The organism is Pedobacter sp. AC379 (assembly GCF_979258145.1).
Window position 1 is genome coordinate 435929 of the sequence record NZ_OZ409839.1, and the last position, 21067, is coordinate 456995.

General features: G+C 36.6%; 18 protein-coding genes and 1 riboswitch. Of the genes, 9 read left to right on the forward strand and 9 right to left on the reverse strand.

Annotation, left to right across the window (positions count from 1 at the left end; genetic code table 11):
• Positions 1 to 37 precede the first annotated feature (37 nt).
• Positions 38 to 243: riboswitch (cobalamin riboswitch) on the forward strand.
• A gap of 192 nt (positions 244 to 435) precedes the next feature.
• The 3 genes from metE (at position 436) to ACZZZW_RS01900 (ending at position 3998) form a co-directional block, all read left to right on the forward strand.
• Positions 436 to 2769, forward strand: a complete 2334-nt coding sequence (gene metE / locus ACZZZW_RS01890) for a 5-methyltetrahydropteroyltriglutamate--homocysteine S-methyltransferase (protein WP_463492134.1) — start codon at positions 436 to 438, stop codon at positions 2767 to 2769.
• A 129-nt stretch (positions 2770 to 2898) separates the two neighbouring features.
• Positions 2899 to 3285, forward strand: coding sequence for an acyl-CoA thioesterase (locus ACZZZW_RS01895; RefSeq protein WP_025141655.1), 387 nt, complete (start codon positions 2899 to 2901; stop codon positions 3283 to 3285).
• Positions 3286 to 3332: 47 nt separating this feature from the next.
• Positions 3333 to 3998: a class I SAM-dependent methyltransferase gene (locus ACZZZW_RS01900; protein WP_463492135.1), complete on the forward strand. Its 666-nt coding sequence runs from the start codon at positions 3333 to 3335 to the stop codon at positions 3996 to 3998.
• Between the two features lie 121 nt (positions 3999 to 4119).
• Here the strand turns inward: ACZZZW_RS01900 and ACZZZW_RS01905 are convergent, their stop codons facing one another.
• Genes ACZZZW_RS01905 through ACZZZW_RS01915 form a run of 3 tightly spaced genes read right to left on the reverse strand, consistent with a single transcriptional unit; the run spans position 4120 to position 6088 of the window.
• A complete protein-coding gene (locus tag ACZZZW_RS01905) occupies positions 4120 to 4929 on the reverse strand; it encodes a phosphatidate cytidylyltransferase (RefSeq protein WP_055914341.1) in 810 nt (269 codons plus the stop codon).
• 45 nt (positions 4930 to 4974) lie between these two features.
• Positions 4975 to 5181: a putative signal transducing protein gene (locus ACZZZW_RS01910; protein ID WP_055914343.1), complete on the reverse strand. Its 207-nt coding sequence runs from the start codon at positions 5179 to 5181 to the stop codon at positions 4975 to 4977.
• Positions 5162 to 6088 carry a CPBP family intramembrane glutamic endopeptidase gene (locus ACZZZW_RS01915; RefSeq protein WP_055914346.1) on the reverse strand — a complete coding sequence of 309 codons (927 nt, stop codon included), beginning with the start codon at positions 6086 to 6088 and terminating at the stop codon, positions 5162 to 5164. The genes ACZZZW_RS01910 and ACZZZW_RS01915 overlap by 20 nt, the downstream gene beginning before the upstream one ends.
• A 43-nt stretch (positions 6089 to 6131) precedes the next feature.
• Here ACZZZW_RS01915 and dusB point away from each other — a divergent pair, with 43 nt between their 5' ends.
• Positions 6132 to 7139: a tRNA dihydrouridine synthase DusB gene (dusB, locus tag ACZZZW_RS01920; RefSeq protein WP_463492136.1), complete on the forward strand. Its 1008-nt coding sequence runs from the start codon at positions 6132 to 6134 to the stop codon at positions 7137 to 7139.
• Positions 7140 to 7175: 36 nt separating this feature from the next.
• Positions 7176 to 7562 carry a Co2+/Mg2+ efflux protein ApaG gene (gene apaG / locus ACZZZW_RS01925; RefSeq protein WP_055914352.1) on the forward strand — a complete coding sequence of 129 codons (387 nt, stop codon included), beginning with the start codon at positions 7176 to 7178 and terminating at the stop codon, positions 7560 to 7562.
• A gap of 859 nt (positions 7563 to 8421) precedes the next feature.
• Here apaG and ACZZZW_RS01930 read toward each other — a convergent pair.
• Entirely contained in the window at positions 8422 to 9117 is a 696-nt protein-coding gene (locus ACZZZW_RS01930; protein ID WP_055914355.1) for a zinc metallopeptidase, read from the reverse strand.
• 82 nt (positions 9118 to 9199) lie between these two features.
• Here ACZZZW_RS01930 and ACZZZW_RS01935 point away from each other — a divergent pair, with 82 nt between their 5' ends.
• The gene (locus tag ACZZZW_RS01935; RefSeq protein WP_463492137.1) at positions 9200 to 10336 is read left to right on the forward strand and encodes an NAD(P)/FAD-dependent oxidoreductase; all 1137 of its coding nucleotides are present in this window, start codon (positions 9200 to 9202) and stop codon (positions 10334 to 10336) included.
• A 136-nt stretch (positions 10337 to 10472) separates the two neighbouring features.
• Here ACZZZW_RS01935 and purU read toward each other — a convergent pair whose 3' ends face one another.
• Positions 10473 to 11312, reverse strand: a complete 840-nt coding sequence (gene purU / locus ACZZZW_RS01940; protein ID WP_463492138.1) for a formyltetrahydrofolate deformylase — start codon at positions 11310 to 11312, stop codon at positions 10473 to 10475.
• Positions 11313 to 11430: 118 nt separating this feature from the next.
• Here purU and ACZZZW_RS01945 point away from each other — a divergent pair, with 118 nt between their 5' ends.
• Positions 11431 to 12807, forward strand: a complete 1377-nt coding sequence (locus ACZZZW_RS01945; protein WP_055914363.1) for a DNA recombination protein RmuC — start codon at positions 11431 to 11433, stop codon at positions 12805 to 12807.
• Between the two features lie 345 nt (positions 12808 to 13152).
• Here the strand turns inward: ACZZZW_RS01945 and thiL are convergent, their stop codons facing one another.
• From thiL to nadA, 3 genes are all read right to left on the reverse strand, one after another.
• Entirely contained in the window at positions 13153 to 14193 is a 1041-nt protein-coding gene (thiL, locus tag ACZZZW_RS01950) for a thiamine-phosphate kinase (RefSeq protein ID WP_055914366.1), read from the reverse strand.
• A 99-nt stretch (positions 14194 to 14292) separates the two neighbouring features.
• Complete coding sequence (locus ACZZZW_RS01955) at positions 14293 to 15522, reverse strand: dicarboxylate/amino acid:cation symporter (RefSeq protein WP_463492139.1); 1230 nt, start codon at positions 15520 to 15522, stop codon at positions 14293 to 14295.
• A gap of 129 nt (positions 15523 to 15651) precedes the next feature.
• Complete coding sequence (nadA, locus tag ACZZZW_RS01960) at positions 15652 to 16704, reverse strand: quinolinate synthase NadA (RefSeq protein WP_463492140.1); 1053 nt, start codon at positions 16702 to 16704, stop codon at positions 15652 to 15654.
• 396 nt (positions 16705 to 17100) lie between these two features.
• Here nadA and nadB point away from each other — a divergent pair, with 396 nt between their 5' ends.
• Positions 17101 to 18687 (forward strand): L-aspartate oxidase, encoded by a 1587-nt coding sequence (nadB, locus tag ACZZZW_RS01965; protein WP_463492141.1) that lies wholly within the window; start codon positions 17101 to 17103, stop codon positions 18685 to 18687.
• Positions 18688 to 18780: 93 nt separating this feature from the next.
• The gene (locus tag ACZZZW_RS01970) at positions 18781 to 19293 is read left to right on the forward strand and encodes a gamma carbonic anhydrase family protein (protein WP_055914375.1); all 513 of its coding nucleotides are present in this window, start codon (positions 18781 to 18783) and stop codon (positions 19291 to 19293) included.
• Positions 19294 to 19376: 83 nt separating this feature from the next.
• Here ACZZZW_RS01970 and ACZZZW_RS01975 read toward each other — a convergent pair whose 3' ends face one another.
• Positions 19377 to 21020: an Ig-like domain-containing protein gene (locus ACZZZW_RS01975; protein WP_463492142.1), complete on the reverse strand. Its 1644-nt coding sequence runs from the start codon at positions 21018 to 21020 to the stop codon at positions 19377 to 19379.
• Between the last annotated feature and the right edge of the window lie 47 nt (positions 21021 to 21067).

Below are 21067 nucleotides of genomic sequence, written 5' to 3' on the forward strand. Positions count from 1 at the left end.
TCCATACATTTGCCTTGATGTAAGTTCTTAACTTTATTTTTCATCAACCGATACAGGTTCCCGGAAATACACCCGGGATTAATAGGGAATCGTGTGCAAATCACGAGCTGTCGCGCAACTGTAAATTCTGTCTATAAAAAAGACAACGGTTTTACCATTCATGCCACTGTGCCGTTTAACCGGTATGGGAAGGCGGTAAAATCGGGAATAAGTCAGGAGACCTGCCTATATTGAATTGACGGTGCTTTCGCGTTATAAAGTAATTGGTCAGGTCTGATTGTACACAATAAAATTAAATTTTATATGCTTGCTTTAAGCTTTTTGCTGATAGCGGGCAGGCTGTGCCGTAACCTTTCCTTTTTATTTATAAATAGAAACCCATTAAAATACTGATCTGAGCTTTTAAACGATTTATTTACTTAATCTTTAAAAGAGATGCTAACGCAAAATCTAGGCTATCCGCGAATAGGTAGTCAAAGGGAATTAAAGAAAATCTGCGAAAATTATTGGGCAGATAAAACTGGGTACAAAAACGTACTTCAGGTGGGCAAAAACATTCGCCACGAAAACTGGAAACTTCAAAAAGAAGCCGGAATTGATGTTATTCCATCGAACGACTTCTCTTTTTATGATCATGTGCTCGATCATTCCTTAACTTTTGGGTCGATTCCTAAAAGGTATAACGAGGTGATTCTGAAAAAAGGAAACGAAGAACTCGATCTTTATTTCGCCATGGCAAGGGGATATCAAAAAGAAGGCTTGGATGTGGTGGCAATGGAAATGACCAAATGGTTTGATACCAATTACCATTACATTGTACCTGAATTTTATAAAAACCAGCCATTTAAACTCTTCTCGACCAAAATTATTGATGAGTTTTATGAGGCAAAACAGCTGGGGATTACTACAAAGCCGGTTTTGATCGGCCCTGTTTCCTACCTTTTATTAGGTAAGGAAAAAGAAGCTGGTTTTGAAAAAATTGATCTTATTAAAAACCTCCTTCCGGTTTATATAGAAATTTTATCACGCTTAGATGCTTTAAATGCAGAATATGTTCAGTTTGATGAGCCTTTTTTAACGTTAGACCTTACTGAAAAAGACAAAAAGGCTTATGAATACGTTTATAAAGAGATCAGAAAAGCTTTTCCGCGGTTAAAAATTGTTTTGGCCACCTATTTTGAGGGCTTGGGCAATAATTTAGCTTTAACAACTTCATTACCTATAAATATCTTACACATCGATCTGGTACGTGCTGAAGATCAGTTAACGGATGTTTTAACTTCATTAAAAGAAGAAACCGTTCTTTCTTTAGGTTTGGTAGATGGAAGAAATATCTGGAAAAATGATTTCGAAAAATCTATTTCCATCATTAATCAAGCCATAGAAAAAAGAGGTTTGGATAAAATCTGGATTGCCCCATCTTGCTCTTTAATCCACTCACCGGTTGATTTAGACAATGAAACCAACGAAAAAAATTTATCGGCAAAAATTAAACAATGGTTAGCCTATGCGAAACAAAAAATTACAGAGGTTGCTACCTTAAAAAAACTGATTACCAACGAGAACCCTGCATCTACCCAACAAAAATTGGAGGAAAACAAAATTGCCATCAGTAACCGTAAAGTTTCTAAAATCATCCACAATCCTGAAGTTAAACAACGTGTTTTAGGATTAAAAGAGCAGGATGCTGAACGCTTAAGTCCATTTTCTGCTAGAAAAATTAAACAGCAGGAACTTAATTTACCAAGTTATGCCACTACAACCATCGGCTCATTTCCGCAAACAGCCGAAGTACGGAGCTGGAGAGCCAAACTTAAAAACGGAACTTTTACGGTTGATGAATATGATAATTTGATCGCTCTGGAAACCGAAAAAGCGGTAAAATGGCAGGAAGAAATAGACCTTGATGTACTGGTACATGGCGAATTTGAGCGCAATGATATGGTTGAATACTTCGGTGAGCAACTTGATGGCTTTGCTTTTTCTAAAAACGGCTGGGTACAAAGTTATGGTTCACGCTGTGTAAAACCGCCAATTATTTTTGGTGATGTTTCCCGACCTGAACCGATGACGGTAAAGTGGACCGCTTATGCTCAGTCACTTACCTCAAAGTACATGAAAGGTATGTTAACTGGCCCGGTAACGATTTTACAATGGTCGTTTGTGCGTAACGATCAGCCACGATCAGAAACTTGTACACAAATTGCCCTTGCTATCCGCGATGAAGTTTGCGACCTTGAAAATGCTGGTATAAAAATTATTCAGATTGATGAGCCAGCCATTAGGGAAGGTTTACCCTTACGCAAAGCAGATTGGCAAACCTACCTGAACTGGGCAGTTAAAGCCTTTAAAATTTCGGCTAGTGGCGTTAAAGATGCTACTCAGATCCATACACATATGTGTTACTCGGAATTTAACGATATTATCCTAAACATAGCCGATATGGATGCCGATGTTATTACCATCGAAACCTCACGTTCACAAATGGAATTATTGGATGCTTTTGCCGATTTTAAATATCCAAACGAAATTGGTCCGGGTGTTTACGATATTCACTCTCCAAGGGTTCCGAAAAGGGAAGAAATGGTTCAGTTACTCAAAAAAGCAAAGGCTGTTATTCCATCAGAACAGTTATGGGTAAACCCTGATTGTGGCTTAAAAACCCGGGGTTGGGACGAAACTAAAAAAGCCTTAATAGAAATGGTTGATGCTGCTAAAGAAATGCGTAAAGCCGAAGAAGTTTTGGCTGCAGATCTTCAGGCGAATTAATCAAATTTGGCCACGGAAACACAGAAAACACGCGTTTTTATATTTCTGTTTTCTATGGCCAAGCTATACTTTGACAACTTTCTTTATTAGAAAGTTGTCAAAGCTTTTTTCAGCCCCTATATTTATCCCATGACTCTAGAAGAAAGAATAGAAAACTCTAAAACCAGTATTTTTAAAGCCGTTTTTCCTAATACAACCAATCATTACGATACCCTTTTCGGAGGTACTGCCATGCACCTGATGGATGAGGTAGCTTTTATCACTGCAACGCGTTTCAGCCGCCAAATTATGGTTACGGTAAGCAGCGACAGAATAGATTTTAAAAAACCAATTCCTGCGGGCACCATTGTAGAGCTTATTGGCAAGGTAAATCATGTAGGAAACACCAGTTTAAAAGTTAATGTAGAGATTTATATTGAGCAAATGTATGCCGAGGGAAGAGAATTGGCGGTACATGGCGATTTTACTTTTGTAGCCATCGATGAAAATAAAAAGCCTGTTCAGGTAATTAAATAATCTAAAAAGATGTAAAAATCATCCATTCTTAATTTTTAGCTTTGATTATGGAACATCAACATTCAGTAGAAGAGCTAAAAAATATTGCAAAACAATTAAGTTGCCCTGAAAGTGAGCATGGCATTAAAACAGGGGAGATGATGCATGCCAATAACATCGGAATGACTAATGCTGCAATTAATGCATTACAGCTAAAAAGCAATGAAACCGTTTTAGAAATTGGTCATGGTAATGGCGGTCATATCGCTCAATTATTATTAAAAGCAGAAAATATAACGTATTACGGAGCCGATATTTCGGAAACGATGATTGCTGAGGCCGAAAAGATCAACCAGCATTATATTACAAATGGAAAAGTTCATTTTCAGTTAAGCGATGGCGTTACGCTGCCATTTGAAAATTATATGTTCGATAAAGTTTTTACTGTTAATACGATCTATTTTTGGCCTGATGCGAGCAAATACCTGAACGAAATTAAGCGTGTATTAAAGCCTAAAGGGACTTTAACTATATGTTTTGCGGATAAAACCTTTATGCAAAACCTTCCTTTTACCCCTTATGGATTTACACTATATGAGGTAAAAACCGTAATAGACTTATTAGAGAATGCAGGTTTTACAATTAAAGATTCTATTAAAAAGTTAGAACAGGTTCAAAGTAAAACATCCGGCCAGGTAGAAAGGGAATATTACGTAGTAATGGCTAAAGCATAAGAAACAAATAATAGTAACGAGGATTAGCGAGAATAGCGATTGTATCGCTAATAAAAAAAACCTACATTTTAAATGTGAATCTCATTCATTATCGTTAAAAACGAGGACGATAGATAAACCTTTAATACAAAATTAAATACAAATAAGCGTAAACAACTGGAGCAGCCAGTAACAAGCCGTCAAAACGATCCAACAAACCACCATGCCCTGGTAATAACCCTCCGCTATCTTTTGTATCCAAGCTGCGTTTGAGCATCGATTCCACAAGATCACCCAAAGTACCGAAACTGGCAATTAACACGGCCATGCCAGCCCAAACCCAGGCAGGATTTTCTGTAAACCAAAACGATAAAGCAAAAGCAACCAAAACGCTGGTAAACATGCCTCCAAAAAAGCCTTCCCAGCTTTTCTTTGGCGAATGGCGCTCAAACAGTTTGCTTTTACCGTATTTTACACCAAAAAGATAAGCCCCTGTATCATTTGCCCAAAGCATTAATAAAAATGCAAGTGGAAAATGAAAATTATATTCATTCCAATCTTTTAAAAACCCTAAAGCATGGAAAAAGCAAAATGGAATGGTTACATAAACAAAGCCCACAAAAGTGTAAGAGATATTGGCAAAAGGAATTTTATTCTTTTTATAAAGTTCTGTAATAAATACAGAGAAAATTAAAGGTATACACAGCAGCAAATATTTAACATCATATTTAAGGTAATGTAAGCCTGCAGCCATTAAAAATATCAGGAAACCGGCTACTAAACCAATGTTACGGTGTGGCCTGATCCCCGAATTTTTGATCAGTTTATAAAACTCGAATAAGGATAAAACACTTAAAACAAGATAGAAAATAGAAAATGTATAACTCCCTAAAAAAATAGAGCCAAGCATTACAATGGTAAAAAAGAAAGCGGTTATTGCCCTGGTTTTCATTTAAGATAGGAGGTAAAAGGTGTAGGGGATAAGGTCATGTTTTTACTAATCAATTTCGTTTTCAACGATATATTCTATGGCTTTATCAAAATCGACCTTACTTACTAAAACATTTATTTCGCCAATATTATATGCCGAGAGCTGTTTATTCATTGTTACCGCGGGGATGCCAGCCTCTGTTAACCCCTGTTTTAATACCTCTGCCGCAAAGGCATCGCTGGTGGTATATACTTTAACCCAATTTTCGCTCACGTGTTGCGCTATCTTTAAAAAATTTGAACAAAGCTATGGTAATTATTGCACTAATTAAATAGCCATACCACGGAAAACCGATTGGTTGGTCAGCTTTATCTAAAGGCATATGGTGTTTCTGCATGTAAAAAGCTGCACAAACTGCGTAAGCATTATTTATAAAGTGGGCTAAAATGGCATACCAGATACTTCCACTATAATAATATAAATAACCAAAGCCTGCACCTAAAAGCATACGCGGTACAAAACCATAAAACTGAACATGAATGGCACTAAAAATAATTGCAGTACTCCAGATTGCAACATGATGATTGCCAAGCATTTTTTGTAGCGAACCCTGAAGTCCGGCCCTAAAAAAAAGTTCTTCGCCAATTGCCGGCAATGCGGCAATCATGATTAAATTGACTACAAAATCCCAATTACTCCTTACCGTTATCAGCTGAATCGTCATTTTCATCGCTTGCTGCTCCTTCATTTTCATCCAATTTTCGAGTCCTTTCAAAAACTCTGGCAACACCATTTTCTGATTCAGTACAGCTGTCCATTCCATAACAGGCATACTCACAATCATGATAATAAAAACCAATATCAATAGGAGAAAAGAGGGTTTATTAAAACCATAAAAAGTACTTGGCTTTCGCCCTTCTGTATAGGCTAAAACGATAGGAGGTAATATAAACATCCCGGTAGAACTAAAAATCTGAATGATTTTTAATGCTGTAATAAACTTAGGGTCACCATTTAAAATCATCCCAAATTCACCAAATACGGAGGTGCCGTATACCATTGCAATTACAATAAAGCCTAATACTGTGCAGATTACCGCTCCTGCAGCCCAGTAAAGGCAAAGTAAAAATATCTGTAAAAGTGGGTGGCTTTCCTTTCGGATGGGTGTTACAAAATTCATTATTTGTACCTTTGTATGTTTTATTAATCGTTGAAGATAGAAAATGTCTGTTAAGATAGGAAATATAGATTTAGGTGAGTTCCCGTTACTGTTGGCTCCAATGGAGGATGTAAGTGATCCGCCTTTCCGTTATGTATGCAAAAAAAACGGGGCAGATATGATGTATACCGAATTTATTTCTTCGGAAGGTTTAATCCGTGATGCAGCTAAAAGCATTCAAAAACTTGATATTTTCGAATACGAAAGACCAATCGGGATTCAGATTTTTGGTGGTGATATTGAACATATGCGCGAAGCTTCAGAAATCGCTTCTGCTGCAGGGCCCGATCTTGTTGACATCAACTACGGCTGCCCGGTAAAAAATGTAGTATGCAAAGGCGCGGGATCAAGCTTGCTTCAGGATATTGATAAAATGGTAAAAATGACTGATGCTGTAGTTAAGGCCTCTCATTTACCTGTTACCGTTAAAACCCGCCTTGGTTGGGATGATAATACTAAAAATGTTTATGAAGTTGCAGAAAGATTGCAGGATGTAGGTATTCAAGCACTTACCATCCATGGCAGAACCAGGGCACAATTATATAAAGGCGAAGCTGATTGGTCGCTCATCCGCGAAATTAAACGCAATCCCCGGATAAAAATTCCAATTTTTGGCAATGGTGATGTAGACAGTTCGGAAAAAGCTGCAAACTGGCGTATGGAATATGAAATAGATGGCATTATGATTGGTCGCGCTGCCATTGGCTATCCATGGATTTTCCGCGAAGTAAAACACTTTTTTAAAACCGGCGAACATCTTGCCGGACCAACTATCGAAGAAAGAATTGAAGTTTGCCGTACACATTTGGATAAATCGCTGGAATGGAAGGGACCTAAAACCGGAATTTTTGAGATGCGCCGCCATTATGCAAACTATTTTAAAGGCCTGCCAGATTTTAAACCTTACAGAATGCGTTTGGTTGCAGAGCCGGATATTAACAACATTTACAGTATTTTAGAAGAAGTGGCAGAGAAATTTGCCGACTATGATACCACTAAAGTACTGGCTTGATTTTTGAAAGGTTTTTTTATACATTCGTAAATCATCATGGTTACAGCTATTACAGACGGGGTTAAAGTTTCGGTAGAAACACTTTACCAGCCAGAATATTCAAATCCGGCCAACGAACATTTTATGTTTGCCTATCGCGTAGAAATCTCAAACCTTTCTGATTATGCTGTACAGTTAATGCGCCGTCAATGGTTAATTTTCGATTCTAACAGCAGCCGCAGAGAAGTAGAAGGAGAAGGTGTTGTAGGTTTGCAACCTGTTATTCAACCTGGCGAAACCCACGTATATGTTTCTGGCTGCAATTTAAAAACGGATATGGGCAGCATGAAGGGTACCTACCTTATGAAACGTGATATTGATGATTCAGAATTTGATGTTGATATACCAGAGTTTCAATTGGTAGCACCTTATAAACTGAATTAATTTACAAATATTAATCTCTAGCGTCATCTCCCTGAACTTATTTCTGGGTCTATCTGGCTAAAAAAATGCTGAAATAAATTCAGCAGGACGTTAGCGTGTGAAAAAATAAAATCTTTACCAATGGCTGCGGGAGAGTGAACTTCCCCATTTACAACAAACTGGTTTTCCTAATAAAAATTTCCAATAGCATCGTCTCCCTGAATTTATTTCAGGGTCTATCTGGATAAAAAGATGCTGAAATAAATTCAGCAGGACGTTAGCGTGTGAAAAAGTAAAATTCTTTACCAATAGTAGCGGAGCGGACTTTATTTATTTACCACAAACTGGCTTTCCTAATAAAAATTTTCAATAGCGTCGTCTCCCTGAATTTATTTCAGGGTCTATCTGGCTAAAAAGATGCTTAAATAAATTCAGCAGGACGTTGAGTTTAAAAAAGTAAAAAATCTTTACCAATAGTAGCGGAGCGGACTTTATTTATTTACAACAAACTGGTTTTCCTAATAAAAATTTCCAATAGCGTCGTCTCCCTGAATTTATTTCAGGGTCTATCTGGCTAAAAAGATGCTTAAATAAATTCAGCAGGACGTTGAGTTTAAAAAAGTAAAAAATCTTTACCAATAGTAGCGGGAGAGGGAACTTACCCATATACAACAAACTGGTTTTCCTAATAAAAATTTCCAATAGCGTCGTCTCCCTGAATATATTTCAGGGTCTATCTGGCTAAAAAGATGCTGAAATAAATTCAGCAGGAATTTGGTGTTAAATCACACCTTCTTTAGAAACAAGTTAGTAAACTCTAATGAACAAAAACGGCCAGAAATAATCCTGGCCGCCATGTGTTTTTCTAATTAAAATATCGCTAATCTCTGCTTCTACCAAAAAGCATCGATGCGTAATACAATAAATTGGCTAATGCACCAACTGCTGCCACTACATACGTCATAGCTGCCCACCAGAGTGCATCTTTAGCCTGAGCATTTTCTTCCTGCGTTTGCATTACACCGTTATTATTTTTTAACCATGCCAATGCGCGGTTACTGGCATCAAATTCTACCGGTAAGGTAATTACGCTAAATATGGTTACGAGTGCCAGTCCTACCACACCTATTGCTAAAACAATCGGGTTTCCGGTAAAGCCAATCAGCAAAACACCAATTAATAAAACCCACTGTAACAGATTGGATGAAATACTCACCACCGGCACCATGCTGCTTCTCAACTGTAGCCAATGATATGATTTTGCCTGTTGTACGGCATGCCCACATTCGTGTGCCGCCACAGCTGCTGCTGCTACGCTTCGGCTGTAATATACATCTGTACTTAAATTAACGGTTTTATCTGATGGATTGTAATGATCTGTTAATTGCCCTTCGGTACTCATCACCTTCACGTCGTATATCCCATTATCATGCAGCATTCGCTCTGCCACCTCTTTGCCCGATAAACCTGAGCTTAATTGCATTTCGGCATACTTAGAAAACTTATTTCTAAATCGCCATTGTACAAACATGCTCAACAATAATACCGGGATGATTAATATTAAATAAACTCCCATTTTCTTATGTATGTTTTTCATTTAGCCTATATCAAAAAGCGTTCCTATATTATTTGAGCGTTAAAAAACTTACATTTATGCTATGCCAAACACGTTTTCATACTGGGAAAAAGAATCGTTTTTTAATTTTGATGTCATTATAATTGGTAGTGGAATTGTTGGTTTAAATGCAGCAATACACCTAAAAAATTCATTGCCTTCATTAAAAATAGCAGTACTCGAACGCGGTTTTTTACCAACAGGGGCAAGCACCAAAAATGCAGGTTTTGCGTGCTTTGGAAGCATTTCTGAACTAATTGAGCAGGAAGAAATGGCTGATACTGACCGCCTTGCTACACTGATTGAAAGACGATGGAAAGGGCTGCTTAAGCTGCGCAACTTACTGGGTGATAAAACCATTGATTACCAATGTTTAGGCGGTTATGAATTATTTAAGAGCGAAGATGATTTGTTGGCCACTACATGTGTATCTAAAATTGAACATTATAACCATATTATCAATGGTATTGTTGGGATGGATGTTTTTAAGCGCAGTGATGATAAAATCAGTTTATTTGGTTTAAAGGGCGCATCAACACTCATCGAAAACCAATATGAAGCACAGATTGATAGCGGTAAAATGATGTTCGCACTACTGCAATATACACAACAGCTGGGTATTACTATACTAAATAATTGCCCTGTAGATAAAATTGAGGAGGAAACAAATTTTACGCGTCTGTTAACAATCCACGGAACCTTTTCATGCAAAAATTTGGTTATGACCACCAATGCCTTTATAAAAAACTTATTGCCTGATATTGATATTGTTCCGGGCCGGGGGCAGGTTTTAATTACCAAACCGATTAAACACCTTAAAATAGAAGGTACGTTTCATTACGGTAAAGGCTATTATTATTTTAGAAATATCAATAACAGGATTTTATTGGGTGGTGGCAGAAATATTGATTTTAAAGCAGAAGAAACAACCTCATTTGGCCAAACTGATCAAATTCACGCAGCGCTGGAAAGTTTACTCAAAAATGTAATTCTACCTCAGGTTAATTATGAAATCGATTATCGCTGGAGCGGTATCATGGCTTTTGGTAAAACCCTGGAGCCGACGATCAGCCAAGTCCGTACCAGTATATTTTGTGCCACCGGCTGTAATGGTATGGGAATAGCAATCGGTGCGCAAACAGGCGAGGATGTGGCGAATTTATTGTTGAATAAATTATAGCTGTTTTTTACCACATAGAACATTGAGTTAGGTTTTTTAAAGATCTATATAAAAAGCATCGTCATCTCGACTGCGTTGCACCCGATAGCTATCAGGTCTGCTCGAAATGACGTCTTTTTAATCTATTAAAATACTTTTATTTAAACACAACCGTTTTATTTCCACTTACAAACACACGATCTTCGAAAATAAGTTCCAGAGCCTCTAACAAAACCTTTTTCTCAATTTCTTTTCCCGCCCTAATCATTTCTTTTACCCCGAAATTATGATCAACATGATTGGTATGTTGTGTAATAATCGGTCCTTCATCCAAATTATCAGTAACAAAATGAGCTGTTGCACCGATAATTTTTACACCACGTTCAAAGGCTTGCCGATAAGGATTTGCACCGATAAAAGCGGGTAAAAACGAGTGGTGGATATTGATAATTTTACCTGCATAATCTTTTACAAAATCAGCAGATAAAATCCGCATAAACTTAGCAAGTACTAAATAATCTACTTCAAACTGATTAATAATTTCTTTTATTTCAGCCTCAAATACACTTTTATCCTTACCGCTGTGATCTACATAAAAATATGGAATACCTAATTTTTCGGTAAAATCTCTTAAGCTTTCATAATTGCCTATAACGCATTGTACATTAGCCCCCAAGGTTTTAAATTGGTTTTTGATCAATATTTCTGCTAAACAATGGTATTCTTTTGTTACTAAAACAGCAATCCTTTTCTCTTGCTCTGCTATTAAATTTACTTCAGCGGCATTTGGAAGATTTTCTAAAAGTTTTTCCTTTAATTTTTCTGCATCTTCGAGCATTCCGGTACAGGCAATGCGGGTAAAAAATGATTTATTTACCTCATCCACAAACTCGCGCATGGCAATAATATTAAACTGGTGTGCTGCAAGCACCCGGGTGATATTGGTAACCAAACCTACCTGATCAGGGCAGGATATGAGGACTGTTAATGCGTTCATTTATAAAATACTAATGTTCAATTATAGAAATTTTTTTCGGTTATCCCTTTTTCATAATAACTAAAATTTTTTGGTATATCTATTTTAAATCTTCATTTTTGCTAAAATTTTTATCATTATGGAGATTGCCGGTATTGCTTTACTAATCGTTATATTAATTGTTTTGGTTCTTTTATTTCTAAAGAATCCTCAGGCAGCCATTTCAATTGTTTCGATAGAAGATTTTGAAAGAACAAAAAGCGAAAATGAATCATTGAAAATCAGTTTAGCCAAAGCAGACGAGCGTGTTTCTAATTTATCGACTGAAAAAGAACACATTACCATATTGCTTAAGCAGGAGCAACAACGTTTAATTGAGGAGTTACAGGCAGAACGCGACCGCCTGGCTGATGCCAACCGAGAACTCGAAAGTACAAGATCTTTTTACCTGGCAGAGAAAGAAAAACTTGCAGAGCAAAAGGCCAGTTACGAGCAATCACAAGAAAAACTGAATAAAGATTTTGAATTGATAGCTAATAAAATCCTCGAAGAAAAATCAACGAAATTTATTGAGCAGAACCGCACCAATCTGGACATCATTTTAAATCCGCTGAAAGAAAACATTAAAGCTTTTGAAGATAAAGTTGAAAAAGTTTACAAAGCTGAATCTGACGAAAGGAATATTTTAAAAGGTGTTATTTCAGAGTTGCAGATTCAAAGCAAACTTATTCAGGAAGATGCCAATAATTTAACAAAAGCGTTGAAAGGCGATAGTAAGAAGCAAGGAAACTGGGGGGAAGTAATTTTAGAAAAGGTTTTGGAACGCTCCGGATTGGTGCGCGATCAGGAATACCGCATTCAGGCCTCGCATACCTCCGCCGAAGGCGGCAGATACCAACCCGATGTGGTGATTGACCTTCCAGATGATAAACATCTTATCGTTGATGCTAAGGTATCGCTGGTTGCTTATGAGCGTTCCGTATCAGCCGACACCGACGAAGAGCGCGAAGGATATGTAAAACAGCATTTGGCCTCCATTAAGAATCACATCCAGGAACTATCTTCTAAAAATTACCAGGATTTATATAAAATTAATTCTCCGGATTTTGTTTTGTTATTCGTACCAATTGAATCTTCTTTTAGTATTGCAGTACAAAAAGATGCAGAATTGTTCAATTTTGCCTGGGATAGAAGAGTGGTTATTGTGAGTCCATCTACATTATTGGCTACTTTACGCACAATTGCCAGCATGTGGAAACAGGAGCGACAAAACCGTAACGTAATGGAAATTGCCCGTTTAAGCGGTAGTATGTACGATAAGTTTGTGGGTTTTGTTACGGATATGGAAAATATCGGCAAACACATTAAAAACGGACAGGATGCTTATGATAAAGCGCTTAATAAACTCTCAGTAGGATCAGGAAATTTAACCAATACGTCTGAAAAGATTAAAAAACTGGGAGCGAAGACCACCAAACAGATTGATACGAAGTATCTGGATGTTAACGAAGACTAGAATATTTAGCTTTTATTAGTGAGTAGAGTAATTATTTAAACTTAGAGCCGTCACCCTGTCCCTATTTTACATCGGCATCAGGGTATATCTTGCAGAAAAGATGCTGAAATAAATTCAGCATGACGATAGCGTTATAAAAGAGCTAAAAAATAATTTTCATAATTAAAGACTCATTTGCAAAAATAGTCATTGCTAAAGAAATTCATATTTTCCTAGCAATGATGTTTACAAAGTAAAATCGTCATCTCGACCGAAACGCAGGAGAATGGAGAGATCTGCTAATATAGATTTCTCGACTACTTTGCACTTCGCTCGAAATGACGACTTACTCTTTATTGATAAATTTTATTTATTAAAAGCATTCCAGCCCTGGGCTTTCAACTCGTGTACTTTTTCTGATTTAGAAACCATTTTACAGCCCGAATTTTTATCGGTAACATGGCCAATCACCGTAATATCTACATCGTGTTTCAGTTTTTTATAATCTTCCTGACTGATCGTAAATAATAGCTCGTAATCTTCACCACCACTTAAAGCACAAACTGTTGGGTCTAACCCCAATTCACGTGCAGTTTCATAAGTCATAGGATCCAAAGGAATTTTCTCTTCGTAAATGGTTATTCCTTTATCAGATTGTTCTGCCAGGTGTAAAATTTCAGATGCCAAACCATCAGAAACATCAATCATTGAGGTTGGTTTAATACCTAAATCATCTAGAAGTGCCACAATATCCATCCGTGCTTCTGGTTTGAGCTGCCTTTCTATGATGTAATCTTTACCTTCCAAATCTGGCTGAACCTGTGGATTTTCGAGATAAATTAGTTTTTCCCTCTCCAAAATTTGCAAACCTAAATAAGCACCTCCTAAATCACCCGATACACACAATAAATCATGTTCCTGAGCGCCATTTCTATATACAACTTTATCCGCATCGGCATAACCAATACTGGTAATACTGATCACCAAACCTTGTTTACTTGATGAGGTATCGCCACCTATCAAATCTATGTTGTATTTATTACAGGCCAGTTCAATGCCTTTATAAATTTCTTCTACAGCTTCTAATGGAAATTTACTCGATAAACCCAGCGAAACAGTAATTTGACTGGCTTTTCCGTTCATCGCATAAATATCACTCAGGTTTACCTGCACCGCTTTATAACCCAGGTGCATTAAAGGCACATAAGCCAAATCGAAGTGAATTCCTTCCAACAATAAATCGGTAGAAATTAAAATTTGTTTTCCTTTAGCATCTAAAACAGCCGCATCATCGCCAACACCTTTAACCGAATAATCATTCTTAATTTTAAAATTAGTGGTGAGGTGTTTAATTAAACCAAACTCTCCTAATTCATTAATATCTGTGCGTTCTTTATTTTCAAACATAAGTTATATTTCATTTATCGTCATGCTGAACTTGTTTCAGCAACTTAACAAATAAGACCTTGATCCCGATGTAAAATCGGGACAGGGCGACGAATCTATTTATTTAATATTTTGCATCCAATTTTTACCCTCTGTAAACCTGGCAATTAACATTGCTGCAACGTTATCACCAGTAGCATTTAACAAGGTAGCCATTGGATCTACTAAGGTACCTATAATCATGGCCGGTGGCAAGGCTTCTGGTGGTAATTGGTATGCCGAAATCATCAATAATTCGCCAATATAACCTCCATTCGGAATTCCACCTTCAACAATACTAACCAAAACAGTAATGCCCAAAGCCAAAATAATGGTATCAACGTGAACCAGATCTTTTCCGAAAATTGCAAAAACTACAGCAATTTTTATAATTGAGCTAATGCTGGAGCCATCTTTATGTAATGTTGATCCTAAAGGGATGGTTACATTGGTGATGTACGCAGGCACGCCCATTTTTGTTGTCCCTTCTAAGTTTGCCGGAATAGTGGCAATGCTGCTACAGGTTCCGATTGAAGTTAAAGAGGGTACAATATTATTTTTCCAAAAAACTTTTATGGCTTTAAATCCACCCGCTACAAAAGCATAAAGCGTAAAAAAAACGATAAAATAAAATGCCCCAACGCCATAATATAAACCTAAAGCTTTGGCATAAGTACCAAAGAGTTGTGGTCCGAAAACTCCAACCTGATAAGCGAAATATGCACCTAAACCAATCGGGCCTAGTTTCATAATTAAAATGATGAGTTTTTTCATCACTTCATTGCCAGAAACGAGGAAATTTTTAAAACCATCACCTTCTTTTTCAGCATATAGCGTAGAAAAACCTACCAAAACTGAAAAAATAATCAATGCAAGCATATTTTTTCTGCTTCCTAGTTCAAAAAATTCCCCTACGGTTAAAAGTTGGGTCATTTGCTCACCAAACGACTGTATTTTTTCAGGTTCATCTGGTAAAACAGCATTTCCCAATTGTTGGTGGATCGGAAAAATCCAGGTTGCTGCCAAGGTCAAAATTGCGGCAATTAAAACAGTTGATAGAAAAACCAATACCATTATGGTTAATAATCTACCCAGTTTTTTTGTTCTATCGATATTCGCAATTGCAGATGAAACGGCGAAAAATACCAATGGTATAACAGCAGTAAACAACAGGTTTAAAAATATATCACCCAAAGGTTTTATACTTTCAACACTTTTCCCAAAAATTAATCCTACTATACTTCCAACAGTTATACCTGCCAAAAGCCATAATAAGCCGGAGTAGTTTTTAAGAATGTTGTTTTTTTCCATATACTCATTTTTTCTTCATTGCGGGTTACAAAGCAATCTTACACTATTGCTACCAGCAAACTAATTAAGATTTCTTCCCAAAAAAGTTGGGGCAGGCTCTCGTTCCTTCCGGCAATGACAATTTATTTTCTACAAGCCCAATTCTGCAGAAATATCAAGCATACGTTGAATCGGCTTACGTGCTTTTTCAATAATATGCTCAGGTACAGTTACTTCCGGTAAACCATTTTTAATACATAAATATAGTTTTTCTAAAGTATTTCTTTTCATATAAGGGCAATCATTACAGGCACAGCTGTTATTAGGCGGTGCAGGAATAAAAGTTTTAGTAGGATTTGCTTTCTCCATCTGGTGGATAATTCCACTTTCGGTAGCTACAATAAACTCAGTTGCCGGATTGGTAATGGTATATTTTAACAAACCTGTAGTAGAACCTACATAATCGGCCATCTTTAAAACCACTTCTTCACATTCAGGATGCGCAATAAATTTAGCATTCGGATGGCGTTCTTTAAGCTTTGTAATTTTTTCCTGCGAAAAAATTTCATGTACCATACAGGCACCATTCCACAGCACTAAATCGCGCCCGGTTTTTTTAGCCACATAAGCACCTAAATTACGATCAGGACCAAAAATGATTTTTTGATCTTTAGGTAAACTCTCCACAATTTGAACAGCATTGGTACTCGTGCAAACAATATCACTTAAAGCTTTTAATTCGGCCGTACAGTTTACGTAAGTAATTACCAGGTGATCTGGATATTTTTCTTTAAACTTTTTAAACAGGTGTGGCGGGCAACTATCTGCCAATGAGCAACCTGCTTTTACATCAGGTAATAAAACTGTTTTATTGGGCGACAAAATCTTGGCTGTTTCTGCCATAAAATGCACACCGGCAAACACAATCACATCAGCATCTGTTTTTGCAGCTTCTTGCGATAGCCCTAAACTATCGCCAATATAATCTGCAATATCCTGTATGTCAGGCTCTTGATAATAATGAGCAAGAATTATGGCATTCTTTTCCTTTTTCAACTTCTCAATCTCCGCAAAAAGATCGAGTGTTGGATCAATTTCCTCTTCTGCGAAACCTTTTTTGTTGATTTCTTCTAAGACATCTATGTTCATTTTTAAATTTTCCTTTTTTGAATTTTGACGTTGGCCAAAGATAAAGCTTTCCACGTCTCAATAATTAATAAGTTATTTTAAATAAATAAATCTTGTTTGTTTATTAGTGTGTTAATATTGTTGGCAAGTTTAGAAATTTCTTTCGTTTAGATAAGTTATTAATCGTTTACTAACATTTAGATTACATTTATCTAATATCATAAGTTTGATTTACAGCACTATCGAAAATCCTTTCAAATTTTATCAATACCGGAATGTTAATTGTTTATAAGTGGGTAAAAAGTTAATTACTTAAGTAAAGGTGGTTAAAAATTGCGCAAAAGATTGTGGCAAATTGTGTTTTTAGAGTAGCTTTAAACATTCAAATTTATTTGTTAGGATAATTTAGACATGGAGTTAACATTTATTAACTAGTTGTTAACATCGTGGATAAAGTAAATGTTTTTATTAATGAGAAAAGTAGATTTTCTGGTAATTGGTTCAGGGATAGCAGGTTTAAGTTTTGCACTTAAGGCTGCCAAGTTTGGCAAGGTATTAATTGTAACCAAGTCTAATGAAGACGAATCGAACACGAAATATGCCCAGGGCGGCGTTGCAGTTGTTGTGGATAAAGGTGATTCTTTTGAGAAACATATTGATGATACTTTGATTGCCGGGGATGGATTATGCGACGAAAAAATTGTGGAAATCGTTGTAAAAGAGGGGCCTCAGCGCATCCAGGAGATCATTGACTATGGTATAAATTTCGATAAGGATAATGCCGGTTTTTATGATTTGGCCAAGGAAGGAGGGCACTCAGAACACCGTGTTTTACACTATAAAGACATCACCGGATATGAGATAGAAAGGGTTTTGCTAAAAGAAATTCATGAGAATAACAACATAGAGATATTAACACATTACTTTGCGCTGGAGTTAATAACCCAGCATCACCTTGGTGAGTTTGTGGATAAACGTACAGAAGATATTAACTGTTATGGTATATATGCCTTTAACACAGAGCTTAACGATGTGGAAAAGATTGTGGCAAATGTGACTGTGATGGCTTCGGGTGGTGCCGGCCACGTGTATTCTGCCACAACAAATCCTGTTATTGCAACAGGTGATGGTATGGCGATGGTTTATCGTGCTAAAGGAAAAGTTAGGAATATGGAGTTTATTCAGTTCCATCCAACAGCTTTGTATCATCCGGGAGAATATCCATCGTTCTTAATATCAGAAGCGGTAAGAGGTTTCGGTGGGGTTTTAAGGCGTAAAAATGGAGAAGAATTTATGCATGAGTACGATGAACGAAAATCGCTTGCACCACGTGATATTGTAGCACGCGCTGTTGATAATGAAATGAAAAAATCGGGTGATGAGTTTGTGTATCTTGATATTACCATGCGTAAGAAAGCCGATATTTTAAAGCATTTTCCTAATATATATGCTAAGTGCCTATCTATTGGTATAGATATGACGAAAGATTATATTCCGGTTACACCTGCATCTCATTATATGTGTGGTGGTATTTTGGTTGATGAATACGGACGGTCTTCAATAAAAAATCTATATGCTTGCGGTGAGTGCTCTTCAACGGGTTTACATGGAGCTAACCGATTGGCTTCCAATTCATTACTTGAAGCTACTGTTTTTGCACACCGCATTTATCAGGATGCTATAGAAAAATTTAAAAATAATGTTATCCCTGACCATATTCCTGAATGGGACTCTAAAGGAGTTACACAAAGCAATGAAGACGTATTGGTGACCCATAATTTAAGAGAGTTACAAAAGGTGATGGGCGATTATGTAGGTATTGTGCGTTCTGATTTTCGTTTAGAAAGGGCACATCGCCGATTATTTTTAATATACCAAGAAACTGAAGAATTTTATAAAAAGAATAAGGTATCAGTTAAACTTTGCGAGTTGCGTAATGTAATTCAAACTGCCTATCTTGTAATTAAATCTGCCATGCAAAGAAAAGAGAGTAGGGGCTTACATTATACTACTGATTATCCGGAGCATGCTAAAGAATTGGTAGATACTGTTTTTTAATAAGATCTCACCATGCTGTATTATTTCAGCAATATTAGATATACAATAATTAAAAAGAACCCGAATAAATTAAGGGTGACGTAAAATCATGTTATGCCATTAATACTCCCCGTAAAAGATAAATATCCTCAAATTGGGGCTGACAATTTTATTGCTGAAAATGCCACTATCGTTGGTGATGTGGTAATTGGTGATAAATGCTCGGTATGGTTTAATGCCGTAATTAGAGGCGATGTAAACGCCATTACGATTGGAAATGAATCTAATATACAGGATGGTGCAGTAATTCATGCTACCTACCTAAAAGCAGCTACACACATTGGTAACCGGGTATCTGTTGGTCATAATGCTATTGTGCATGGTTGTACTGTGCAGGATAATGTTTTAATCGGGATGGGAGCCATTATAATGGACCACGCCATAGTAGAACAATATTGCATTATAGCTGCAGGTTCGGTGGTTTTGGAAAATACAATTTGCGAAACTGGCTATTTATATGCTGGTACGCCCGCTAAAAAAATAAAGCCCATTACTGAAGAGCAAAGGGCTTTATTAAATAAGTTGCCAGATAATTACATCATGTATTCGGGCTGGTTTACCACATAGTATCCGTCATGCTGAACTTGTTTCAGCATCTTATTTGCTATTAAAGACACTGAAATAAATTCAGGGTGACGACTTTTATTTATTTATTTATTTGGTGGTGGAGGTATTACCAATGCATCTTCCCGTTCCCAGTTTGGCTTAAGGTCCATTAAAGCTTTCAGGTACCAAACTTTTTCAGGTTGGTAGCCACCTTTTACACTTCCGGTATCCCAGACTCCATTTTTGTTATCGTCGTAAACCACTCTTAACATGTATTTGCCAGCAGGATATTTGGAAAAAGTAATCTTAGAATTTTTACTAATAGAAAACGCTTTAACAATATCCTTTTTTTCATTCAGGAACTGAACTACATAACTTTTAGATGTATCAGGCACTGTTACATTGTATATAAGGGTGGTATAAGCATCAGGGCTTTCTAGAGTGAATTTTTTATTAACGTCCTTATTTTTAGCATTAAAAATAGCTGTGAATGCACCTGCACCTAATTTTATATCGTAACTTTTTTTATTCTTCCAGGGATATTTTATGTAATATTTAAGAAAATCGACACTGTCTTTTACCAATTCGAAATTTGTTCGTTTAACAGAATCCTCCAACAGGATTATTTTTGACGGATCTCCGACTGTGATGGGAAATGGAAATATTAATGTTAATTGCTGGTATGGATTTAGCTTACCTCCTGATAAATTATCGGCAATGGTAACATCCCTCGTATAAGTATCTTTTCTGCCCTTTGTAAAGTTCAAAGTCTGTAAAACTTTGCCTTGGTCCTGGATGGCTAGCTTAACCGAGTCGAAGCCCAGGTCTTTTAACCATATTTTAGCAGTGTCATTATTTTTTGTAAAGTGTACAAACTTTCCAACATCAACAGCAGGAGGATCGGTAACAGTAATTTTAGGGCTTTTAAGTTGCTGATTAAGGATAATTGATATACTTCCATCATTGTTCAGTTTTCGGTCTAACACACGAAATTCTGGTGCCAATTCCTTAAATATCTGAAGATTGATGTTCTCTAAATTCTTATCAATAACAACAGGTTCCTTTATAAATCCTATTTCGTCAGAAATCTGCTGGTATATTTTATCACCTCCACCGCTGCTTTCCTTTACAGCATATACTTTGTAAGTTCCTTTTCTTAAATTATTGAGTTTATAAGTTCCGGCACTATCGGTTGTGGTGTAAATAGATGGACGCTTCTTTCCAAAAATAGTATCCCTTTCTAAAGGCAAAATAAATACGGTAACTTCTTTTTCAGGTTCGTCGCTAAGCGAGTTGATTACTTTTCCGCTAATGGATAATGAATCGATTTCCGGACCAGTTGAAAAAACATACGAAAGGTTTTTAACAACGTTTCCTTCATTTACATCGGCTATAGATTTTCCAAAGTTTAAAGTATAAGTTGTGTTTTTCTCCAGGGAATCCTGAAGCGCAATTTCAAGTCTTTTTTGGCGCTTCTTTAAAACCGGAAGTTTTTCCTGATCTGGAGAAATGGAGAATTCTTTAAACTCATCTTTTATGTTAAAATATTCGTCAAACTCAATAATGATTTTTTTAGCATTAAAATTTCTGGTTTGATTTTTTGGAGTCATACTCAAAACTTTCGGCGGCTTGTTATCTTTTGGTCCACCCTGAGGAGTTTGGATACTAGCGCAACCGAAAAATAGGAGAAGCGTAAATACAACTACTAAATTTGCAAGGTTAAAATACTGAGCTTTTAAATTTGGCATATTTTAAACGTTCTGACGAATTTTTATACTTTTTGGAATCGTAATAT

Coding starts and splice junctions, on each gene's coding strand:
- metE (WP_463492134.1), top strand. CDS start 436: ATGCTAACGCAAAATCTAGGCTATCCGCGAATAGGTAGTCAAAGGGAA.
- ACZZZW_RS01895 (WP_025141655.1), top strand. CDS start 2,899: ATGACTCTAGAAGAAAGAATAGAAAACTCTAAAACCAGTATTTTTAAA.
- ACZZZW_RS01900 (WP_463492135.1), top strand. CDS start 3,333: ATGGAACATCAACATTCAGTAGAAGAGCTAAAAAATATTGCAAAACAA.
- ACZZZW_RS01905 (WP_055914341.1), bottom strand. CDS start 4,929: ATGAAAACCAGGGCAATAACCGCTTTCTTTTTTACCATTGTAATGCTT.
- ACZZZW_RS01915 (WP_055914346.1), bottom strand. CDS start 6,088: ATGAATTTTGTAACACCCATCCGAAAGGAAAGCCACCCACTTTTACAG.
- dusB (WP_463492136.1), top strand. CDS start 6,132: ATGTCTGTTAAGATAGGAAATATAGATTTAGGTGAGTTCCCGTTACTG.
- apaG (WP_055914352.1), top strand. CDS start 7,176: ATGGTTACAGCTATTACAGACGGGGTTAAAGTTTCGGTAGAAACACTT.
- ACZZZW_RS01930 (WP_055914355.1), bottom strand. CDS start 9,117: ATGGGAGTTTATTTAATATTAATCATCCCGGTATTATTGTTGAGCATG.
- ACZZZW_RS01935 (WP_463492137.1), top strand. CDS start 9,200: ATGCCAAACACGTTTTCATACTGGGAAAAAGAATCGTTTTTTAATTTT.
- purU (WP_463492138.1), bottom strand. CDS start 11,312: ATGAACGCATTAACAGTCCTCATATCCTGCCCTGATCAGGTAGGTTTG.
- ACZZZW_RS01945 (WP_055914363.1), top strand. CDS start 11,431: ATGGAGATTGCCGGTATTGCTTTACTAATCGTTATATTAATTGTTTTG.
- thiL (WP_055914366.1), bottom strand. CDS start 14,193: ATGTTTGAAAATAAAGAACGCACAGATATTAATGAATTAGGAGAGTTT.
- ACZZZW_RS01955 (WP_463492139.1), bottom strand. CDS start 15,522: ATGGAAAAAAACAACATTCTTAAAAACTACTCCGGCTTATTATGGCTT.
- nadB (WP_463492141.1), top strand. CDS start 17,101: ATGAGAAAAGTAGATTTTCTGGTAATTGGTTCAGGGATAGCAGGTTTA.
- ACZZZW_RS01970 (WP_055914375.1), top strand. CDS start 18,781: ATGCCATTAATACTCCCCGTAAAAGATAAATATCCTCAAATTGGGGCT.
- ACZZZW_RS01975 (WP_463492142.1), bottom strand. CDS start 21,020: ATGCCAAATTTAAAAGCTCAGTATTTTAACCTTGCAAATTTAGTAGTT.